General features: G+C 59.0%; 1 pseudogene. It reads right to left on the reverse strand.

From position 1 onward, the window contains the following. A pseudogene (locus EOD29_RS31895) lies at positions 1-271 on the reverse strand (serine/threonine protein phosphatase); the annotation flags it as partial.

Below are 271 nucleotides of genomic sequence, written 5' to 3' on the forward strand. Positions count from 1 at the left end.
CCGATGCGCTGCGGTCCGAATGTCGGGATTCGCGCCGGTGTGTGCCCGTGGATCACCAAGAAGGGAAGCTGCGGTCCTTCATCCAGGAAGGGCTGGCGGATCCACATGAGGTCAAGGTCCTTCTGTTTCTTGAGATCGACGCCCGGCTTGACGCCCGCATGGACAAAAAGGACCCTTCCCATCTGCAGCATGACCGGCAGTGATTCCAGAAATTGGATATGCCGCTCGGGTATCATGTTGTGAATGACGCGGGCGATCGCCTCGTTTCCGG

Source organism: Mesorhizobium sp. M1A.T.Ca.IN.004.03.1.1 (assembly GCF_003997555.1).
Lineage (GTDB): Bacteria > Pseudomonadota > Alphaproteobacteria > Rhizobiales > Rhizobiaceae > Mesorhizobium.